Origin of the sequence: Dorea amylophila (assembly GCF_025567265.1) — a bacterium.
Taxonomy (GTDB): domain Bacteria; phylum Bacillota; class Clostridia; order Lachnospirales; family Lachnospiraceae; genus Dorea_A; species Dorea_A amylophila.
In genome coordinates, this window is sequence record NZ_JAOQJW010000028.1 from 1 (window position 1) to 16,645 (window position 16,645).

The 16,645-nt window shown below is 36.3% G+C and carries 19 protein-coding genes; 18 read left to right on the forward strand and 1 reads right to left on the reverse strand.

From position 1 onward, the window contains the following. The 10 genes from OCV72_RS14860 to OCV72_RS14905 all read left to right on the forward strand — a co-directional run. A partial coding sequence (locus tag OCV72_RS14860; protein ID WP_172677234.1) for a hypothetical protein occupies positions 1-656 on the forward strand: 656 nt, incomplete at its 5' end. A 266-nt stretch (positions 657-922) separates the two neighbouring features. After that, on the forward strand, positions 923-1,843 hold the full coding sequence (locus OCV72_RS14865; RefSeq protein WP_242859272.1) for an Abi family protein: 921 nt from the start codon (positions 923-925) through the stop codon (positions 1,841-1,843). A gap of 213 nt (positions 1,844-2,056) precedes the next feature. Then, the gene (locus OCV72_RS14870) at positions 2,057-2,548 is read left to right on the forward strand and encodes an RNA polymerase sigma factor (RefSeq protein WP_006426642.1); all 492 of its coding nucleotides are present in this window, start codon (positions 2,057-2,059) and stop codon (positions 2,546-2,548) included. Further along, positions 2,541-3,110, forward strand: a complete 570-nt coding sequence (locus tag OCV72_RS14875) for a zf-HC2 domain-containing protein (RefSeq protein ID WP_006426641.1) — start codon at positions 2,541-2,543, stop codon at positions 3,108-3,110. Before OCV72_RS14870 ends, OCV72_RS14875 begins: the two co-directional genes overlap by 8 nt. Positions 3,111-3,122: 12 nt before the next feature. Next, a complete protein-coding gene (locus OCV72_RS14880) occupies positions 3,123-5,033 on the forward strand; it encodes an FtsX-like permease family protein (protein ID WP_055284614.1) in 1,911 nt (636 codons plus the stop codon). Next, a complete protein-coding gene (locus OCV72_RS14885) occupies positions 5,033-5,788 on the forward strand; it encodes an ABC transporter ATP-binding protein (protein WP_055284616.1) in 756 nt (251 codons plus the stop codon). The genes OCV72_RS14880 and OCV72_RS14885 overlap by 1 nt, the downstream gene beginning before the upstream one ends. A gap of 200 nt (positions 5,789-5,988) precedes the next feature. Beyond that, positions 5,989-7,224: an ATP-binding protein gene (locus tag OCV72_RS14890; RefSeq protein WP_055284618.1), complete on the forward strand. Its 1,236-nt coding sequence runs from the start codon at positions 5,989-5,991 to the stop codon at positions 7,222-7,224. Between the two features lie 35 nt (positions 7,225-7,259). Continuing rightward, complete coding sequence (locus OCV72_RS14895; protein ID WP_055284621.1) at positions 7,260-9,371, forward strand: ABC transporter permease; 2,112 nt, start codon at positions 7,260-7,262, stop codon at positions 9,369-9,371. Beyond that, positions 9,361-9,885, forward strand: a complete 525-nt coding sequence (locus OCV72_RS14900) for an ABC transporter ATP-binding protein (protein ID WP_242859273.1) — start codon at positions 9,361-9,363, stop codon at positions 9,883-9,885. The genes OCV72_RS14895 and OCV72_RS14900 overlap by 11 nt, the downstream gene beginning before the upstream one ends. Positions 9,886-10,271: 386 nt before the next feature. Then, positions 10,272-11,318, forward strand: a complete 1,047-nt coding sequence (locus OCV72_RS14905; protein ID WP_242859274.1) for a hypothetical protein — start codon at positions 10,272-10,274, stop codon at positions 11,316-11,318. 56 nt (positions 11,319-11,374) lie between these two features. Here the strand turns inward: OCV72_RS14905 and OCV72_RS14910 are convergent, their stop codons facing one another. Further along, on the reverse strand, positions 11,375-11,611 hold the full coding sequence (locus tag OCV72_RS14910; protein WP_004848380.1) for a helix-turn-helix domain-containing protein: 237 nt from the start codon (positions 11,609-11,611) through the stop codon (positions 11,375-11,377). Positions 11,612-11,728: 117 nt separating this feature from the next. Between OCV72_RS14910 and OCV72_RS14915 the strand changes: the two genes are divergently transcribed. The 8 genes from OCV72_RS14915 to dcm all read left to right on the forward strand — a co-directional run bounded on the left by OCV72_RS14915 (position 11,729) and on the right by dcm (position 16,640). Beyond that, on the forward strand, positions 11,729-11,860 hold the full coding sequence (locus OCV72_RS14915) for a hypothetical protein (protein ID WP_262568961.1): 132 nt from the start codon (positions 11,729-11,731) through the stop codon (positions 11,858-11,860). A gap of 3 nt (positions 11,861-11,863) precedes the next feature. Continuing rightward, on the forward strand, positions 11,864-12,130 hold the full coding sequence (locus OCV72_RS14920) for a hypothetical protein (protein WP_004848384.1): 267 nt from the start codon (positions 11,864-11,866) through the stop codon (positions 12,128-12,130). A 169-nt stretch (positions 12,131-12,299) separates the two neighbouring features. Continuing rightward, positions 12,300-13,001 carry a hypothetical protein gene (locus tag OCV72_RS14925; RefSeq protein ID WP_004848385.1) on the forward strand — a complete coding sequence of 234 codons (702 nt, stop codon included), beginning with the start codon at positions 12,300-12,302 and terminating at the stop codon, positions 12,999-13,001. Between the two features lie 143 nt (positions 13,002-13,144). Beyond that, positions 13,145-13,462, forward strand: coding sequence for a DUF5720 family protein (locus OCV72_RS14930; RefSeq protein ID WP_055056414.1), 318 nt, complete (start codon positions 13,145-13,147; stop codon positions 13,460-13,462). Between the two features lie 111 nt (positions 13,463-13,573). Continuing rightward, positions 13,574-14,482 (forward strand): ParM/StbA family protein, encoded by a 909-nt coding sequence (locus tag OCV72_RS14935; RefSeq protein WP_055056415.1) that lies wholly within the window; start codon positions 13,574-13,576, stop codon positions 14,480-14,482. Beyond that, on the forward strand, positions 14,479-14,754 hold the full coding sequence (locus tag OCV72_RS14940) for a hypothetical protein (protein ID WP_018593901.1): 276 nt from the start codon (positions 14,479-14,481) through the stop codon (positions 14,752-14,754). Before OCV72_RS14935 ends, OCV72_RS14940 begins: the two co-directional genes overlap by 4 nt. A gap of 156 nt (positions 14,755-14,910) precedes the next feature. Next, positions 14,911-15,270 carry a hypothetical protein gene (locus OCV72_RS14945; protein WP_044998323.1) on the forward strand — a complete coding sequence of 120 codons (360 nt, stop codon included), beginning with the start codon at positions 14,911-14,913 and terminating at the stop codon, positions 15,268-15,270. Positions 15,271-15,320: 50 nt separating this feature from the next. Then, positions 15,321-16,640 carry a DNA (cytosine-5-)-methyltransferase gene (gene dcm / locus OCV72_RS14950; protein WP_004848393.1) on the forward strand — a complete coding sequence of 440 codons (1,320 nt, stop codon included), beginning with the start codon at positions 15,321-15,323 and terminating at the stop codon, positions 16,638-16,640. Positions 16,641-16,645: the final 5 nt, after the last annotated feature.

A 16,645-nucleotide genomic window follows, 5' to 3' on the forward strand; every position in this document is an offset into this window, starting at 1 on the left:
TCGTACCAGAAGATGCCGGTGAAGGGTGTGAAGATACAGTTATATTTTCGGATGAATATTTTGATAAACAATGGAAAAAACAGGCAACAGATTATGAAGAAGTTTCAATGTTAGAAGCATTTTCTTTTCCAAAAACAAAAGAGCAGATGGCCTGGAAAGAGATAAAATGTCATGCAGATAAAGAGGGAATTACTGTATTTCAACCAGATGACAGTCATTCGCCACATGCTATATGCTATGATAAGACTGTGTTTTTAAAAGAGCAGAAAGCAAGTAATATATTTTTACTTTTTAGCAAGCTGTTTATTCTGATAACACTTTTGATTAGTGGTGCTTTTATTATGGTTGTTAAAAATCTGGCCGAAATGTCTTCTTATCAAAGACGTTATGAATTTTTTCATTCTATGGGCATGAAACAAAAAGAGCAAAAGAAGATCTTAAGTTTTGAGATTTGCAGCGTAGCAAATATAGCATTAGGTACAGGTATTTGTTTAGCTCTTTTATATGTAATGACTTATTTACATTGGTATGATGCGATGGGTGAAAAAATATCAACCACTTTTTGGATCTACTGGCTTAAGCTCGTTGGAATTTATATAATTATTCAGATAGTTGTGCAGAAATTATTTGTAAGGTATGTGAACAAAAGAATTTAGAAGAAAGGCTCAGACGAGGTTTGTTCTGTCAAATTTTGAATGCGATATAAAAATACGCATATAATATTTTACTGACAAATGTTTGCAAAAATCACTTGCCTTTTGCAAAGGTTCGTGATAAAATTTTTGTCAGTGATCAGGTTGCAGAAACTTGCGATGCCTGCGACCGGACGGAGGACCTGAGGGCCCTCCGTTTTTCTATATATGCAGATTTTTATAGAAGGTGAAAAATGACAGAAAAAGCGTTAAAACCGATAAAACCGTTTTTGAATTATGAAGAACAAATCAATAATCTCATCGAGCAAAAAGGAATGATTGTTAATGATCATAAATTTGCTGTGTCCAAATTAGAAGATATCAGTTATTTTGCTTTAATAGATGGATATAAAAATCTGTTTTATAATCCTATGACAAGAAAATATAAGGAAGGCACAACCTTTGAGGATCTTGTTGCTTTATATGAATTTGATGAAAAACTTCGTACATTGATTTTCCGGTATCTTTGTCATTTTGAGCAAAAAATGAGATCGCTGATTTCTTATCATTTTTGTGATACTTATTCAGAAAAACAGGAAGATTATCTGAATGCTGTACATTATAATAACTCGGGAGCAAATAAAAAGAAAATTGCTGCTTTAATAGCTATACTGGATAGAGAAGCAAAGAAAAGCACAGATCACGCTTATGTAGTTTATCAAAGAAAAACATATGGAAATGTTCCTATGTGGGTCATTATGAAAACTTTAACATTTGGACAGATGTCAAAGATGTATTCATTTCTGACGACCAGTATGAAAACGAAAATTAGCCGACATTTTGATTATGTAAGTGAAAAAGAACTAATTCAGTACATGAAAGTGCTTACCTTATATAGAAACGTCTGTGCTCATAATGAAAGGTTATTTTCATATAAGAGCAGGTTTGATATCCCTGATACAATATTACATAGAAAAATGAAACTTCCGCAAAATGGAAATAAATACAAATGTGGAAAAAACGATTTGTTTTCTGTTGTAATTGCTTTTCGAATGTTGCTGGCAAAAGAAGATTTTGCTGAATTTAAAAAATCTTTGAATCAGATAATTAACCAGTATATGAAAAAGACGGGCAATCTAAACCAGGATTTATTTTTCAAAGCAATGGGATTCCCGGAAAACTGGAAGAATATAAGTAGATATAAATTATAAAATAATCAATATAGTACGAACCGAGGATTCAAAATGAAAACCACGGAAAACAGATAAATATATAAATAGTCAGGAAGGTCAATATTTTGATTTGCCTGACTTTTTTTATATCCAAATATGTAAGAAAAGTTGCCGATGGAAAGTTCTTTGCATTTTATTTGTAACATTTATCAAATTGAATAGTTAATATTATAAAGGAAAGGAGGACAGCACATGGATTTTGATTGTATATATAAATCATATTACCTGGACGTATATCATTTTTTGTGTGGTTTATCATCGAACAAAGAAATTGCAGAAGATATTACACAGGAAACCTTTACAAAAGCATTGACGGCAATTAATTCATATGATGGAAGAAAAGATATACGTGCATGGTTATTTACAATTGCAAGAAATACATATTTTACATATTGTAAGCGTGAGAAAATCTATGTGGAATGGGAGCCTCCAACGGAGCAGGTCGATATTCAGACGGAGTTTATTGACAATCTAATAAATAAAGAACAGGTTGAGAAAATACATAATTTTTTGAAAAATATGAAAGATCCATACAAAATAGTATTTGAATTAAGAATACATGGGGAACTTTCATTTGAAAAGATTGGAAGAATTTTTGGAAAAAGTTCTGGCTGGGCAAGAGTAACTTATTATAGAGCCAAAATGAAAATATTAGAATATATGGAGGCAGAGAATAATGAATAAAATAACATGTAATGTAATTAAAGATATTCTTCCGCTTTATATAGATGGGGTGGTAAGTGAAGATACACAAAAAATAGTGGATGAACATTTAGCGGAGTGCAGTTTATGCAGGGATGAAATGAATAAATTAAAAAAAACGTTAGTTATTCCAACAAATGAAGAAATACAACAGGAGACTGTCAATGTATTGGAAAAAAGTATTTCTTCTATTGAAAGAACTGTAGTTAAAAAATTTATCCATTATTCATCGTATTTCGATCTGATATTTAATATCGGAATGATTCCGTTTATATATTGGCTGTATGTGATTTGGATAAAAAAAGAAACGTCTCTTTTGAATATATATGTGTTTATCAAAAAATATAGCCGAATAAGCGGGGACTTATTAAGCTTTGCTTTGTTTTTTGTAATATTTATTTGTTGCGATATTATCCATATTGTTTTAACCATGAAAAAGAAACAATTGAATATTATGGATTCGGTAGTTGTGATGTCAATTATGGTAAAGTTATTTCTTATTCTTATTCTAATGGCATTTTTAACGGCAGGTATATTAATGTAAGGGGGAGAATTCATGTTCAAAGTTGTATGGAAAAGCTTTAAGTATAATAGGAAAAATTTTCTTTCTTTTTTTATGAGTGAAATATTATCAGTTGCAGTTATATTTATGCTTATTTATATTCAAGAGGCATTGTCACAAGTCCCAGGAATAAAAACTGAAGCGTTACAATTTGCATATCAAAGTGAATTAAGAAAGCAGTTACGCATAATCATTCCATGTATTATTTTAATTATGATTCTGGTAACGGGATATTCTGTTAAAGCGTATATAAACACAAGAATATGGGATTATAAATTATTTCAATTATTAGGAATACGCAAGAAAAATTTAAAAGTAATGATTGGTCTGGAATATGTAATAAGCGGTATGCTTGCATGTGGTTTTGGAATTCTGTTTGGTTTAATTGGAACGAAAATTATAAAAGAAATTCTTCATACTAGAATAAATGCAAGATTTGTCAAAGGCATTTCGATGTCAAGAGTTTATCTTGTGTTGATTCTAAGCTGTCTGATCATGACGATAGGCGTATATATTACATTGCAAATATTATTAGATACCAGAACGAATTTAGGAGATAAGATATTCAAGATTAAGGAATCTCGAATCCATTCGATGATATCAGTTATTTACTTTATAGTGGGTATTTTGGTTATTAGTAGTGGTTATCTGTTGGTGAATAATGATCCAATGATGGCTTATATGGCACTTATATGTATTTTGACAGGTCTTATAATTCTTATGATATTCGGAACTGGATTTTTTATGGATAAATTCAGTGAGTCGAAATATTATAAAAAGCATATATTAGCTTGGAATGATTGCTACTGTTACATAAAAAAACATGGATTTCGGATGCTAATGCAGATATTGTTGGGAATCATTTTAATATTTAATACATTTTTAATGCTTCGAGGTACAATTCATGACAGATATATGCCAAATGATTTTGTGTGTATCGGCAACTCAAAAGAAACGACAGCAGTAAATACTGTGGTAACAGCTCGATTTAATGGTCTTACAAAACAATTCCCGTTTCTGTGGTTTAATGAGATGAGAGGTGATTCATGGGTTGCTATATCACTTAGCGACTATAATAAAATTTACAATAAAAATGAATCGTTAAATAAAAATGAAATAATAAGAATTTGGAGAAAAGAAGGGAGCCGTAAATCGGATCTAAGTGATAAACAACATAGAAAAATAAAATCAATCGCACTTGGTAAATGCGGAAATATGGATGAAGAGGGATTGGAATATAAATACAATTTCCAGATAAAGAAAGAGCAAATCAAAGAGATGATCGGCTTTTCTATGACCGGTCTTGTAATTATTCCAGATAATATATTCACGCAGGCAGAAAAAGAAAGTGATTATAAAAAAATGTTTATGATTATAAATCTGCCAAAAAAGAACCTGACAGTTTCAACACGATACATAGAAGAAAAATTGCAACAAGGAAAACTAGATGAGGCTTTTTGTAAGTTGACAATTCAGGGTATTGATAAAAAAGAAAACGTATTAAATCAAATGGTAGCAATCCTCGTAGCGATTATTATTTTAATTTTTACGATGTTTATAACATGGTTAATGCTGCAGAATGATCAGGAGCATTTAAAACGAAAATATCAGATAGGTGCTATTCTTGGTGTGAAGAGGAAGGAAGGGTATTTATCCGTTGTGAAAGAAATATCCAGAGACATGTGGTGGTCCCTTTTACTTGCGATCGGTATAAGTGGAATGTTTTGCGGCGTATTTATAAAATCTTATTATTACGGAACAATGGAAATTGTTTTGATACAAAAGGAAGTTGCAATGTTAGGATGGATTTTATGCATATATGGAATTATTTTTATGATATTTATTATTTTTTCAACCAGGCGTTTATGGAAAGAAATTTCAAAAATATGGGGTGATAAGAATTGATGAGAAATATATTAGAAGTTAAAAATCTTGTAAGAAGTTACAATACAGCAACTTTTAGGGATTCAAAAAATAATGTGAATGTGTTAAAAGGAATCAGCTTTCAAGTTGCGGAAGGTGAATTTGTTGGAATCATGGGAAAATCCGGATGTGGTAAGACAACGTTGCTTAAGACACTCGGAATGATTGATAAACCGACGGATGGAACAATTAAATTTATGGGAGAAGATACCAGTGAACTGTACGGGGACAAGCTTGCGGATATCCGGAACAGTAAAATAGGATTTATTTTTCAGGATTTTTATCTGATGGACAGCCTCTCAGTGGAAGAGAATATCATGCTGCCGATGATCATAAGCAAACAGAATATTAATAAGATGATTGCAGAAGCAAAGAAATATGCAGAACAATTTCAGATAGAACATCTGTTAAAGAAAAACCCTTATGAATTATCCGGTGGTGAAAAGCAGAGAGTTGCCATATGTCGTGCGTTAATCAATAATCCTGATCTGATACTTGCTGATGAGCCGACCGGAAATTTGGACTCAAAGTCAGGAAAGATTGTAATCGATGCATTGAATAAGATTTCATCGGAATATGAGAAGACAATTGTCATGGTAACGCATGATCCGCAGATGGCAAGCTATTGCAGTCGGTTAATTCTGTTGAAAGATGGTGTAATACTAGAGGATTTGAAGAATAGCGGAAATCAGGATGCATTTTATCAGGAGATCCTTAGGAAGATGAAAGAGTTGTAGAAGATTCACAATTCCAATTTCAGGTTTTGTAGACGCCAAAATAGGCAAAAGAAATTGTTATAAAGAGTATTTCGAAAAATTCATGGCCAGAAAACCGGGTATTCATGGCCACAAGCAACTGTTGCCACACAAATCATGGTATAATTACCCCAATCATTTAAGTATAAAATTAACACAAAATAATAAGGAAGCCCTTTCAAATGACAATAACAGACACCGTAAAACAAAAAAAGCCAAAACATAAACTATTGGAGAAATACACCGTAAAAGAAAGAACAAGGAAACAAAAAGCAGACATATTTATGGGAATCGTTTTTCAGATATATCTTTGCATACCATGGATCAATATAAATGGGAAATATAACACAATACATATGTATTTAATAAAGGCATTTCGACAAAACGATTATGTAGACATATATATACAAACATTCTTGAAAAATCATACATGGCCGCAACAGTATTCAAGAATGGCAGCATTAATCTTCTTACTGTCCATGATTGTAATGCTTCTTGTGCAATGTTTAGAATTGTTTAAACTATATCAGAACATAAAGGGTATCAATAATTCTAACTATTTATTAGCTATTGGTATCGCCTGGTTTGCGGTATTTTATATTTTTCTTGCTGCGTTGGACGCACATAGTGAAGGATTGATAAAGCTTTATTCCATGCCTGCTTATTTTTACATGATAACATTTTTAGTTTTGATAGTTGTGTGGATATTTTTAGATATGCAGGCAAATATCTGGGATGATGAGACAGCAAAGCATAAAGCCGAACTGGAAGAATGTGATAAAAAATTACTGCAAATGAAAATAAACTCGCTGGAGGCGCAATATAAGGAAATGTTGAAAAGCAGAAAGGTTGTACATGATATGAAAAACCATCTGCTTGCATTAAAAAACTATTCCCTGGAACAGGACTGGATCGGACTGGATAACTACTTAAATGAACTTAGCGAGGATATATTAGATTACAATTATCAAATTTGGACAGGTAATCGTATGCTGGACATGATACTTAATGAGAAATCGAAAGAAGCCAAAGATAAAAAAATTGATATGCAGATTAACACAGAAGTATTTACAACACTTCCTTTTACGGATCGTGAAATTATATCATTGTTTGGCAATCTTTTAGACAATGCAATAGAAGCCTGTGAACGAATAACTGATAAAAATACGTGGATCCATATAAAAATGAAAAAGAAAAATCAACTGTTGTATTTTGAAATCAAAAATACGACAGAGCATATAGTGCAACCACTTCCGGGAAAGTTTATAAGCACAAAAACAAATGGTACTTTACATGGATACGGAATGAAAAACATTATGGATGTTGTTGAAAAATATCGTGGGATCTTTCAATCTCAAATGGTTGAAGATTATTTTGTAGTCATGATTTCAGTCTATGCCGATATATACAGCAAATGATATAAGACATTATTTTATGTGAGTGGGTGAGTGAAATGAAAAAAGACAAGTTATTTTTTCAGATAATGAAAAAAATATTTTTGGGACACCATAAAGAATTAAGAATTCTGATTTTATGCGAAACAATACTGACGGCAATTTCATATGCTATAGTCAGCGGATATCAGATGTTTTCCAACGGACATTCCTCAGAATACTTTATGCAGGAAGACGGAATAAGCAAAAGCTTTCTTTCCGCCGGAACAATTCTATTATTCTGCGGAATTATACTGATTATTACGGTGCTCATATCATATCTTGGAAAGCGTATTCCGGAATATGTATTTTTACAAAGAATGGGAATATCAAAGAAAGATTTAAAAACGATGGTTTTATACGAGGCAGCAATTTCGTATCTGGTATCCATCATAGCAGGATTTTTCGTTGGAAAAATATTGACTGAGGGATTAAAGCTCCTTATGGTTCGTGCTTTGCATATAAATTTTAAATTAGGAAGGGTGGCTTTCTTTACATATCCGTCCATTTGTATTCTTATTTTATTTATATATGGACTCAGTTTCTTGCTGGTAAAAGAATTGCAATCCGATTTTCTGATCATTACAAATATGAATGAGACAGCAAGAATAGAAAAGCTGGAAGGAAAATTCAGAGTTCCTAAAATAATGATCGGAATCATACTTTGTATTTATTCCGTTTATGCATATTCTAAAATATATCATTATGAGAGTGCATATCTGATCATCGCTTTCTTTACCGGATTGTATTTAAGCTTAAGAAATATATTTTCTATTTTTTTAGAACGTATAAAGCACAAAAAGCAGAAAAAATATTATAAGAATCTTTTGATGAATCATCGGTTTTATTACCGTATGAATACCGTGAGCAGATATATTTTATTCTTTTCACTGATGAGTTTTTTAAGCTGCTTTTATTTCGGAATACAATTTATCAGTACAATAAATGCCGAAAAAGCAGAAAGTTTATATCCGTATGATTTTATGTGTGTTGCAGATAAATCAGACGATAAGCTTTTTGAAAAAATAAAAGAAAAGTATCATGCTACATTAACTGAATATCCAATGGTAAGAGTTGCAAACGCAGATAAGACGGAACATTTAGAGGGACGAGGGGAAATTATTATCCAGGGACAACAGATTGGTATCTCGGAGTCTACTTATTACAAGTTAAAAAAAGCTGTAGATCCATCGTATAAAAAGAAATCCTTAAATCTGGATAAAAATGGAAAGAAAGTATATGTTGTCCATCAACAGGACCGGGCAACAAAGGCTCAGCCGGTCGACTGGTACTATAACAAAAAGACACCGACTTTACATATCGGACTCCCTTGTGAATATTGTGATTATGCTGATCATGAGACAACATACGATAAGAAAATAGTTGCCGGAGAGGAGATCTCCAGTCTTACAGGGTGTTACAGTACACCAAAATGTGAAAATCTGATCGTTTTTTCCGATGAATATTTCAAAAAAGCTCAAAATGAATGGAAGGATATAGAGGCTTTGACTGGTTTTAAATTGGAACGGTATAAGGCAATGTATGGTGATGATGGAGAACCTTATATTATTGAAGGACCAACAAAACTAGTATTCATCCAGACAAATAAAAAGTACATAGATCAAATCGATAAAGAATTGGAGTCAAAAGAAGAGAGACATAAATATATCGGCAATTATGATTCTACGATAAAATTTCATTATTTATCAAAAACAGCAATTACGGATATGAAAACCGAAAGAGCCGTTAAGTCGATGATCTGTGTATATATTATCATTACATTAAGCATATTGAATTGGATCATGCTATATGCCATGAACGAAATGGAGAAAAAAGAAAAAGCAGAACGCGAGAAATTCCTGGTATCCATGGGAATGGACCGAAAAGAACGGAAGAAAATGAATAAAAGAGAATGGTACATATATTGGATTGTCCCGACAATTATTCTTATCATTTCAACCATATTATTTATGCAAGACACCATGGCTGCAAGAATGTATTCAGGCGATATCCGAAAAATCTGTGAATTACAGGAAACTGGAGTTGTAGCAGTGTGGATCGTAATAAATGGAATATATTTTTGGATCATGAATCGCAAGGCAAGAAGGGGGATAGAAAATCATGACAAATAATACAGAAATACTGCGGACAGAAGGATTAAAACGGTCATATCTTGTTAACGAAACGAAAATAGATGTATTAAAAGGAATCAATCTGACCATTAATAATCAGGAATTCATAGCCATTATGGGAAAATCTGGATCTGGGAAAACAACACTCTTAAAATTATTAGGACTGCTGGACCGGCCGACGGAAGGAAAAGTCTTTTTTAAAGGTGAAGACAGTAATTCGTTAAGAGGGGACAGGCTTGCCATGATCAGACGCCGTGAAATTGGATTCATATATCAGGATTACTATCTTATGGACAGTTTATCGGTAAGAGAAAATATCATGCTGCCGAAGATTCTAGATCACAGTCCAGTAGAAGAGAGTATAACGGAAGCAGAAAAACTAGCCGATATTATGGGGGTTCGTGCTTTACTGGATAAAAAAATCTTTGAATTATCAGGAGGCGAAAAACAAAGGGCAGCGATCTGCCGGGCGTTGATGAATCATTCGGATCTGATCCTTGCCGATGTAAACTGAACCCCATGTGCTTACTGTACATAGCGTGTACACAGTAGGATTACATGACAATATAGGTACATGATACACAAGTAATGAGAAAAAATGTGTATGGAGTAGGAAGAGGGTATTGATATCTGGTATGAGGAAAGACATCCTTGTAGCAGGTTTTTTATTGTCTATAATAGACAGGTATAAAGGTAATATTTTAGTGGTATGTCCGAATAGCTTTTTTACGATAAGTGGGTATACTGGTGTGGTAAAGAGAAGAGGTGATGACTATGGCGTACTGCTATGATGGGAAAACATATGAAACGATAAAAGAAATGGCAGAGGAATATGGAATTGACCGTCAGAGAATATATTCCTTCCGGCGCCGAGGCTAGTCGTTAGAAGATGCAATGCAAATGTGCATTAATGATGTGCGAGGAAGAGGTTGGCTTTTTGAATACAATGGAAAGTTATATCGTTCGCCTAAAGCATTGGCTGAAGAATATGGATTACCTTGGAATTCATTAGCACATTACATACAAAGGTGCAAAACAGTAGAAGAAGCGGTAGATCGTTGCAAAGAGGCACAAGAGAAGAAAATTATGCTATGGGGCAAAAGATATCAGAGCAGATATGAGGTGGCAACAGCATTTGGAATTAGAGAGACTTCCATTTCAGCCAGAATCCATACAAGAAACAGGACATTAGAAGAAATTGTTCTTGAACTATTGCAGAAAGAACCGATATGTTTTGAAGGAAAAACCTATAATACATTGGTAGAATTGTGTGCGGAGTATCAAGTGCAGCCCTGCAATGTTTTTGAACGCTTGAAATATGGGAAAACATTGGAGGAAGCTATTTATTTGCCGATCAGGAATAATGGGAAAAGATATGAAATTGAATATGAAGGGAAAGTATATCAGAATGCTGCTTTTTTATGCAGGGAATATAATATCTCCAAGCTGTTAGTATATGGACAACAGCGCTATAAATCAGAATATTCGTTTATAGAATGTTTCCACTTAGTAAAGCAACTGCGGGATGAATGTGGATGGCCTAAAACTGAGGTATTTGCTTTTATTCCGAGATGTAAGATTCAAGGGAAATTCTATAAAAGGATATCAGATTTTGCATCGGCTGTCGGCATGACCAGAGGGCAGATAGATACCTATAAATCCCGACACCATCATAAAAATATGATTGAAGCATTACAGGAAATGAAGAAAGACCGTATTCCAGCGTATAAGACGGAATGCGGTCTTTTGCCATATAGTGAAGCCAGAAAGAAAAAATACACATCTAAGCAGTTGGAACAATTGGCATATGTCCCAAGTGCATTGCCGCGATACCCTGTGCTTCAGTCCTTTGATTTTACACAAGACAGTATGGATATACTTCTTCGATATGAGGAATTATTTCAAAAGCAATCCCAATGTAAGAGAGAGTGGAGGGAACAAAGATAAAGGAGAGGGGGAAAAGAAGAGGGGAGAAGAATTATAGGAAATGTTTCTTTTCCGGTTTAGAGAAGCCCGGAAAAGAATGTGTTGATATCGGTATGGAAGATTTTTGCAAGGGCAACAAGTTCCGATACCTTGATGTTCATACGGTTGGTCTCCAGTTTAGCATAGGTACTTTTGGACATGGAGATACCCATCAGGTTTAACTTTGCAATGACCTGGTCTTGCGTAAGTTTGTTTTGATAACGGATGGCTTGGATATTTTTGCCGATATCCATGTCTGGTCTGATCTTCTGCATGATAGAGTCCTCTCATTTCTTGATGTTTCGTAATAAAGAAACTTTATATTGATTTTACTGAGTTCACTTTTTATAATGTTTCGTAATAAGGAATTATTTATGCAAAGGGGAATGATTATGCATCAGAGCGATATAGAACGGTTTGCTTTCCTGTTTTTATGTGGAAAGCGTGACAGGGCAATCCTGATGGGAATAGAAAAAATGACATTTTCAGATTTGGACAGGCTGACATATGTGACTGATTTTTAAGGCTTGAAATTATATAACCTAGAAATCTGGAATGAATTTGCAGGGCAGTTTGGCGAACAATTTCGCCAGTTGGAATTATTATATGATGAAACCTGCAGCATCGTGTCCTTGGAGTCTACAGAAGCAGATGAGCATTTGCATGAACGATGGATACAGGAATTTTGCACACAGATATTGGATGAGGAAGTTCGGAAACAGCTGGAACAAATTATAAAACAACAATATCAGGAAAAAGAGATGGTAGATCCCACAGAGACAGACATCGTGTAGGTGCCTGTCTTTATGATTAAAGATGTATTTTTAGGATGCTTAAATTTAGAAATAAAAGAAAAGAGATTATTTGATTAGATAATGCGGTAATGGTATTAAATGGAAAAGGAAAGGGATTTATGGTATATTATCTATTGAGAAAGAATTGAAAATACATGAGGTAAGAAATATGGAAGAGTTTATAAAGTGGTTTTTAGAGAATTGGAATGCAAATATATTTACTTTATTTACGGTTTTATTATCTGGTATAATTTCTTTGATAATTTCGGCAGCTTATTACCGTAAAGGGAATAGAAATAATCTGAAAATGTCGGTCATTCATCCGATTATTAGTATATTAAATGACAGCTATTCAAGAAATAATTACAAGAAGATAGAAGAAATCGCAAGAGAATATAGTGTAAGATATTTCAAGAAAAAAGAATTAAAAAAATTGAATTCGCTTTTAGAAGCATATAAAGAGATTAGTGTCTATAATGATATACAAATAAATGCGAATAGTTTATTTTCATACTTTGAATATAAATTAGAAAAAGAAGGAATTAATACTAAACCATTCCCGATTGAATATGAGGGAGAAGTGGTTGCTACGCAGTATCCACCAGATTTATTTTATTTATCAGAAGATTTGGAGGATGTTCTTAAACAATATGATCCTGATTATGAACCAGATGAATGTGAAGCGAGGCTAATTTCTACATATGAAAGTTATTGTAAAAAATATTATACTTCTAAGAAGATTACATATTTTGATGACTATACATTGAAACAGGTATTAAAACAATCAGAAGTACGAAAAAAGTGGGATAAAAAGTTCGATAGCGTGAATCGAGCAAAAAGAGAATTTATGGAATTGAAAATAGCAAAATAAAAAGATAAATTATATAAAATCATATAAAAGGGGATTGGAAGATCCCACAGAGACAGACATCGTGTAGGTGCCTGTCTTTTTTTCGCAGAAAATTAAGTATAGAAATACGAAGAAAAAGGCTTCGAAGGGAGGTGATAGCAAACGTGAGTATCAGTATTCATGAATTATTGGCAGTAGCCAGGGAGTCGGAGGGTGTGAAGGCAGTACAGGGAGATGCCATGCTATGTGAGAAACGGTTTGCACCGGACACCCGGTATATGGTGGAGTTTTTGGTGTTGAAGCAGACGGAGCAGTTTGGGGAAGCGGGAATATATCATCGTTACTTTTTAACAAAGAAAGCATATTACGAAATAATGGAGTTACAGAACCAGGGAATCCTTCGTTTTCAAAGACAGGCACTTGTTTTGGAAGGAACACTGCATTATCTTCCCGTCCAGACATTTTTTCGAGACCGGGAGTAGGAAAAACAACAAGCTGGAAAGAAAAGAATGTCTGCCGGGGCGCGCCTTCGGGGGCAAGGGCTCTTTCACCGGAAACTTAACATAGAATAGAAAAGAAGGGAGTGGTAAGCAATGATTATCGGAATCGATCATGGATATTACGCCATTAAAACAAAGCAGGTGTGTTTCTCCACAGGGATCATCCGGTATGAGTATGAACCCTATACCATGCAGAATGTACTCCAGTACAGGGGAGAATATTATGTGTGTGGGACTGGGAGACAGACATTAGTAAAGGACAAGACCGCCAACGACAATTATTATCTGTTGACGCTGGCAGCACTGGCACAGGAGATCCGAAAGCGAAAGGGGGAAAGGACAGCGAAGGTTGTTCTTGCAGCCGGACTTCCCCTTACCGGGTTTGGAAGGGAAAAACAGAAATTCAAGGAGTATCTGTTTCGGAAGGAACAGCCAATCCGTTTTTTCTACGAAGGGGAACGCTATGAGATCCAGATTGAGGATGTGAAACTGTTCCCCCAGGGATATTCAGCCCTGGCTCTTTATCCAGAGTATTTAAAAGATGAGCCTTCTGTGCTTCTTGTGGATATCGGAGGTTGGACGGTGGACTTGATGCGGCTTGATAATGCTGTTCCTAACGCAGCTACCTGTAGAAGCCTGGAACTGGGGGTCATCCGCTGTATGGATGAGATCAGGGAACAGGTAAGGAGAAATACAGGGCTGTCGGTAACGGAGACGCAGATCGAGCGTGTCTTACATGGAAAACCCAGCAGCATGCCTGCGGAAGTGGTGTCTTTGATTGAGAGGCAGGGCAGGCTTTATATTGAAAAAATCCTGTCTGCGATCACCGAGGCAGGCTTTGACCTGCGGGCAGTTCCTTCCGTTTTCATGGGAGGCGGTGCTGCTATTTTTAAACATCGTGTAAGCGAGCAGGACCGCCTGTGCCGTCCGATTTACCTGACGGATATCCATGCCAACGCTGCCGGATATGAACGGATTGTGGGGCAGATGAGGACGCTGTGAGCCGCCCGGTCTTTTCCTTCCGCCCAAACCTTAAGAACCCGGAACATGAAAAAGCGTGGCAGCTTTTGATGGAAATTCCGGCAGGGCAGAGGAATCAGTATCTGGTGGATGTGATTCTGGAACAAGAAGAGAGAGAAACATTAAAAAGACTCATTCAGGAGGCTGTTCGGGAAGAGTTAAAATGTGGCGATGTGGAACGGACGCCAGCACAGGAAAAGGAAGAAATTCCCGGTCAGATGCTGGATTTTTTATTTCAGATGGAGCAGGAGTAAAGGGGGTGAGGCCTATGGGCAAGGAAAGCATGGCATTGTTGGATATGCTTTGGTTTTGCATACATTTGACATGGTTTCTTTAGTGGGTATTGTGAATAGCTTTCTTTCAAATTTGGGAGTATGTTGTGTATAACAAAACGAAAGGGGAAAGCGCTTATGGCAGAGATGAAGAACATATGCGGAAAGATCCCGGTGGAATTACATGAGAAGGTACGAGCCGAGATCGAAGAAAAGGAAACAAGTACACAGATCTTTATCCGGCAGGTGATCGAAGAACACTTTAACAGGCTGGAAGGCAAAGGAGAAGAAAGCATGGAAAAAAGAACATTAGCAGTACAGGTCACAGAGGAATTATTCCAGAGAGTCAAATGGGCAGTCACAAAGGAAGGCATCAAACAGAAAGATTTTATCATCCGCATCATCGAAAAAGCGGTGGAAGAGGTAGAAGCCAAATGGCAGGAACTGGAACAGCCGGAAGAAATAGATAATCTGGAAGAAACCGAAGAGATCGCATAATGCCAAACACATAGAACTATAAAACCAGCAGGCGGTGTGGGAGAAAAACCATGCCGCCTGCTTTTTTTCAGCAAAGGAGGTTGATAGCCGCAACCATTCGATTTTTTGATTTATTCAGCGGAATCGGGGGATTCCGGGAAGGGTTAAGACGTGCAGGCGGTTTTACCTGTGTGGGACACTGCGAGGTGGATGCTTATGCGGATAAGAACTACCGATTGCTGTTCGACACAGAAGGGGAGTGGTTTTGCAATGACGCAAGAACAATCGAAACTGAACGAATGCCGGACTTTGATCTTTTGTGTGCAGGATTTCCTTGCCAGGCATTCTCTATCGCCGGAAAGCGGGAAGGATTTGCAGATGCCAGAGGAACTCTGTTCTTCGAGATTGCCAGACTGGTTGCAGACAAGCGACCTGCGTATTTCATCCTTGAAAATGTTCCCGGACTGCTTTCGCATGACAAAGGCAGGACGTTTCACACCATCCTCAGTACGTTATCTGAGCTGGGGTACGGTGTGGAATGGAAAGTGCTTAACAGCAAGGATTTTGGAGTCCCCCAATCCAGAAAACGGGTGTATCTTGTCGGATATCTTGATCGAAGATGTGCCGGAAAAATATTACCTTTCCCAGCAGCAAATGGAACGTCTCTTATACAAATCCGAACAGGCAGCCAGGGGAAAAGAGTGTACAGCCCGGAAGGATTAAGCTGTACTTTGACATCGCTGGCAGGCGGTATGGGTGGAAAAACTGGATTGTATGAGATGGGTATTCCCATCAAGGAGAATACCAAGCAGGGATATAAGATGGCGTATCCGGGAGACAGCATTGACTTAGGATATGCAGGCATGAATACCAGAAGAGGGCGTGTGGGGCATCAGATCGCCCATACCCTTACTACAGGAATCCAGCAGGGAACGCTTCATTTTGTGGATCTGTCTGTGCCACCTCTTGTCACAGAGCAGTGCAGGTGTCTGAATACCAGACAGTCCGGCATCCATAATCATAAAGGGGAATGCTCTGGTGTCTTAAAAGAGGAAGGTGCCAGGGCAGTTCTGACTCCGGGAAGAGAAGAAACCCGGCAGAATGGCCGGAGGATGAAGGAGCCGGAAGAGCCGATGTTCACTATTACTGCCACAGACCGGCATGGAGTTGCCTATCGGGGCAGAATCCGGAGGCTGGTGCCAAGGGAGTGTCTGCGGCTGCAGGGTTTTTATGATTGGCAGATTGACCGCATAGAACAGGAGACTTCGGACAGCCAGCTGTATAAACAGGCCGGAAATGGAGTGACCGTCAACGTGATCGAAGCCATCGGAACGCTTCTTCGGCAGGCAGATGCAGAAATCCGGGCAGAGGATGAAAAGACAAAGAGGTAAGGCAG

Excerpts from the sequence above, each read along its gene's own strand:
- OCV72_RS14870 (WP_006426642.1), top strand. The coding sequence starts at position 2,057 with ATGGATTTTGATTGTATATATAAATCATATTACCTGGACGTATATCAT.
- OCV72_RS14875 (WP_006426641.1), top strand. The coding sequence starts at position 2,541 with ATGAATAAAATAACATGTAATGTAATTAAAGATATTCTTCCGCTTTAT.
- OCV72_RS14880 (WP_055284614.1), top strand. The coding sequence starts at position 3,123 with ATGTTCAAAGTTGTATGGAAAAGCTTTAAGTATAATAGGAAAAATTTT.
- OCV72_RS14885 (WP_055284616.1), top strand. The coding sequence starts at position 5,033 with ATGAGAAATATATTAGAAGTTAAAAATCTTGTAAGAAGTTACAATACA.
- OCV72_RS14890 (WP_055284618.1), top strand. The coding sequence starts at position 5,989 with ATGACAATAACAGACACCGTAAAACAAAAAAAGCCAAAACATAAACTA.
- OCV72_RS14895 (WP_055284621.1), top strand. The coding sequence starts at position 7,260 with ATGAAAAAAGACAAGTTATTTTTTCAGATAATGAAAAAAATATTTTTG.
- OCV72_RS14900 (WP_242859273.1), top strand. The coding sequence starts at position 9,361 with ATGACAAATAATACAGAAATACTGCGGACAGAAGGATTAAAACGGTCA.
- OCV72_RS14905 (WP_242859274.1), top strand. The coding sequence starts at position 10,272 with ATGTGCATTAATGATGTGCGAGGAAGAGGTTGGCTTTTTGAATACAAT.
- OCV72_RS14910 (WP_004848380.1), bottom strand. The coding sequence starts at position 11,611 with ATGCAGAAGATCAGACCAGACATGGATATCGGCAAAAATATCCAAGCC.
- OCV72_RS14915 (WP_262568961.1), top strand. The coding sequence starts at position 11,729 with ATGCATCAGAGCGATATAGAACGGTTTGCTTTCCTGTTTTTATGTGGA.
- OCV72_RS14925 (WP_004848385.1), top strand. The coding sequence starts at position 12,300 with ATGGAAGAGTTTATAAAGTGGTTTTTAGAGAATTGGAATGCAAATATA.
- OCV72_RS14935 (WP_055056415.1), top strand. The coding sequence starts at position 13,574 with ATGATTATCGGAATCGATCATGGATATTACGCCATTAAAACAAAGCAG.
- OCV72_RS14945 (WP_044998323.1), top strand. The coding sequence starts at position 14,911 with ATGGCAGAGATGAAGAACATATGCGGAAAGATCCCGGTGGAATTACAT.
- dcm (WP_004848393.1), top strand. The coding sequence starts at position 15,321 with ATGCCGCCTGCTTTTTTTCAGCAAAGGAGGTTGATAGCCGCAACCATT.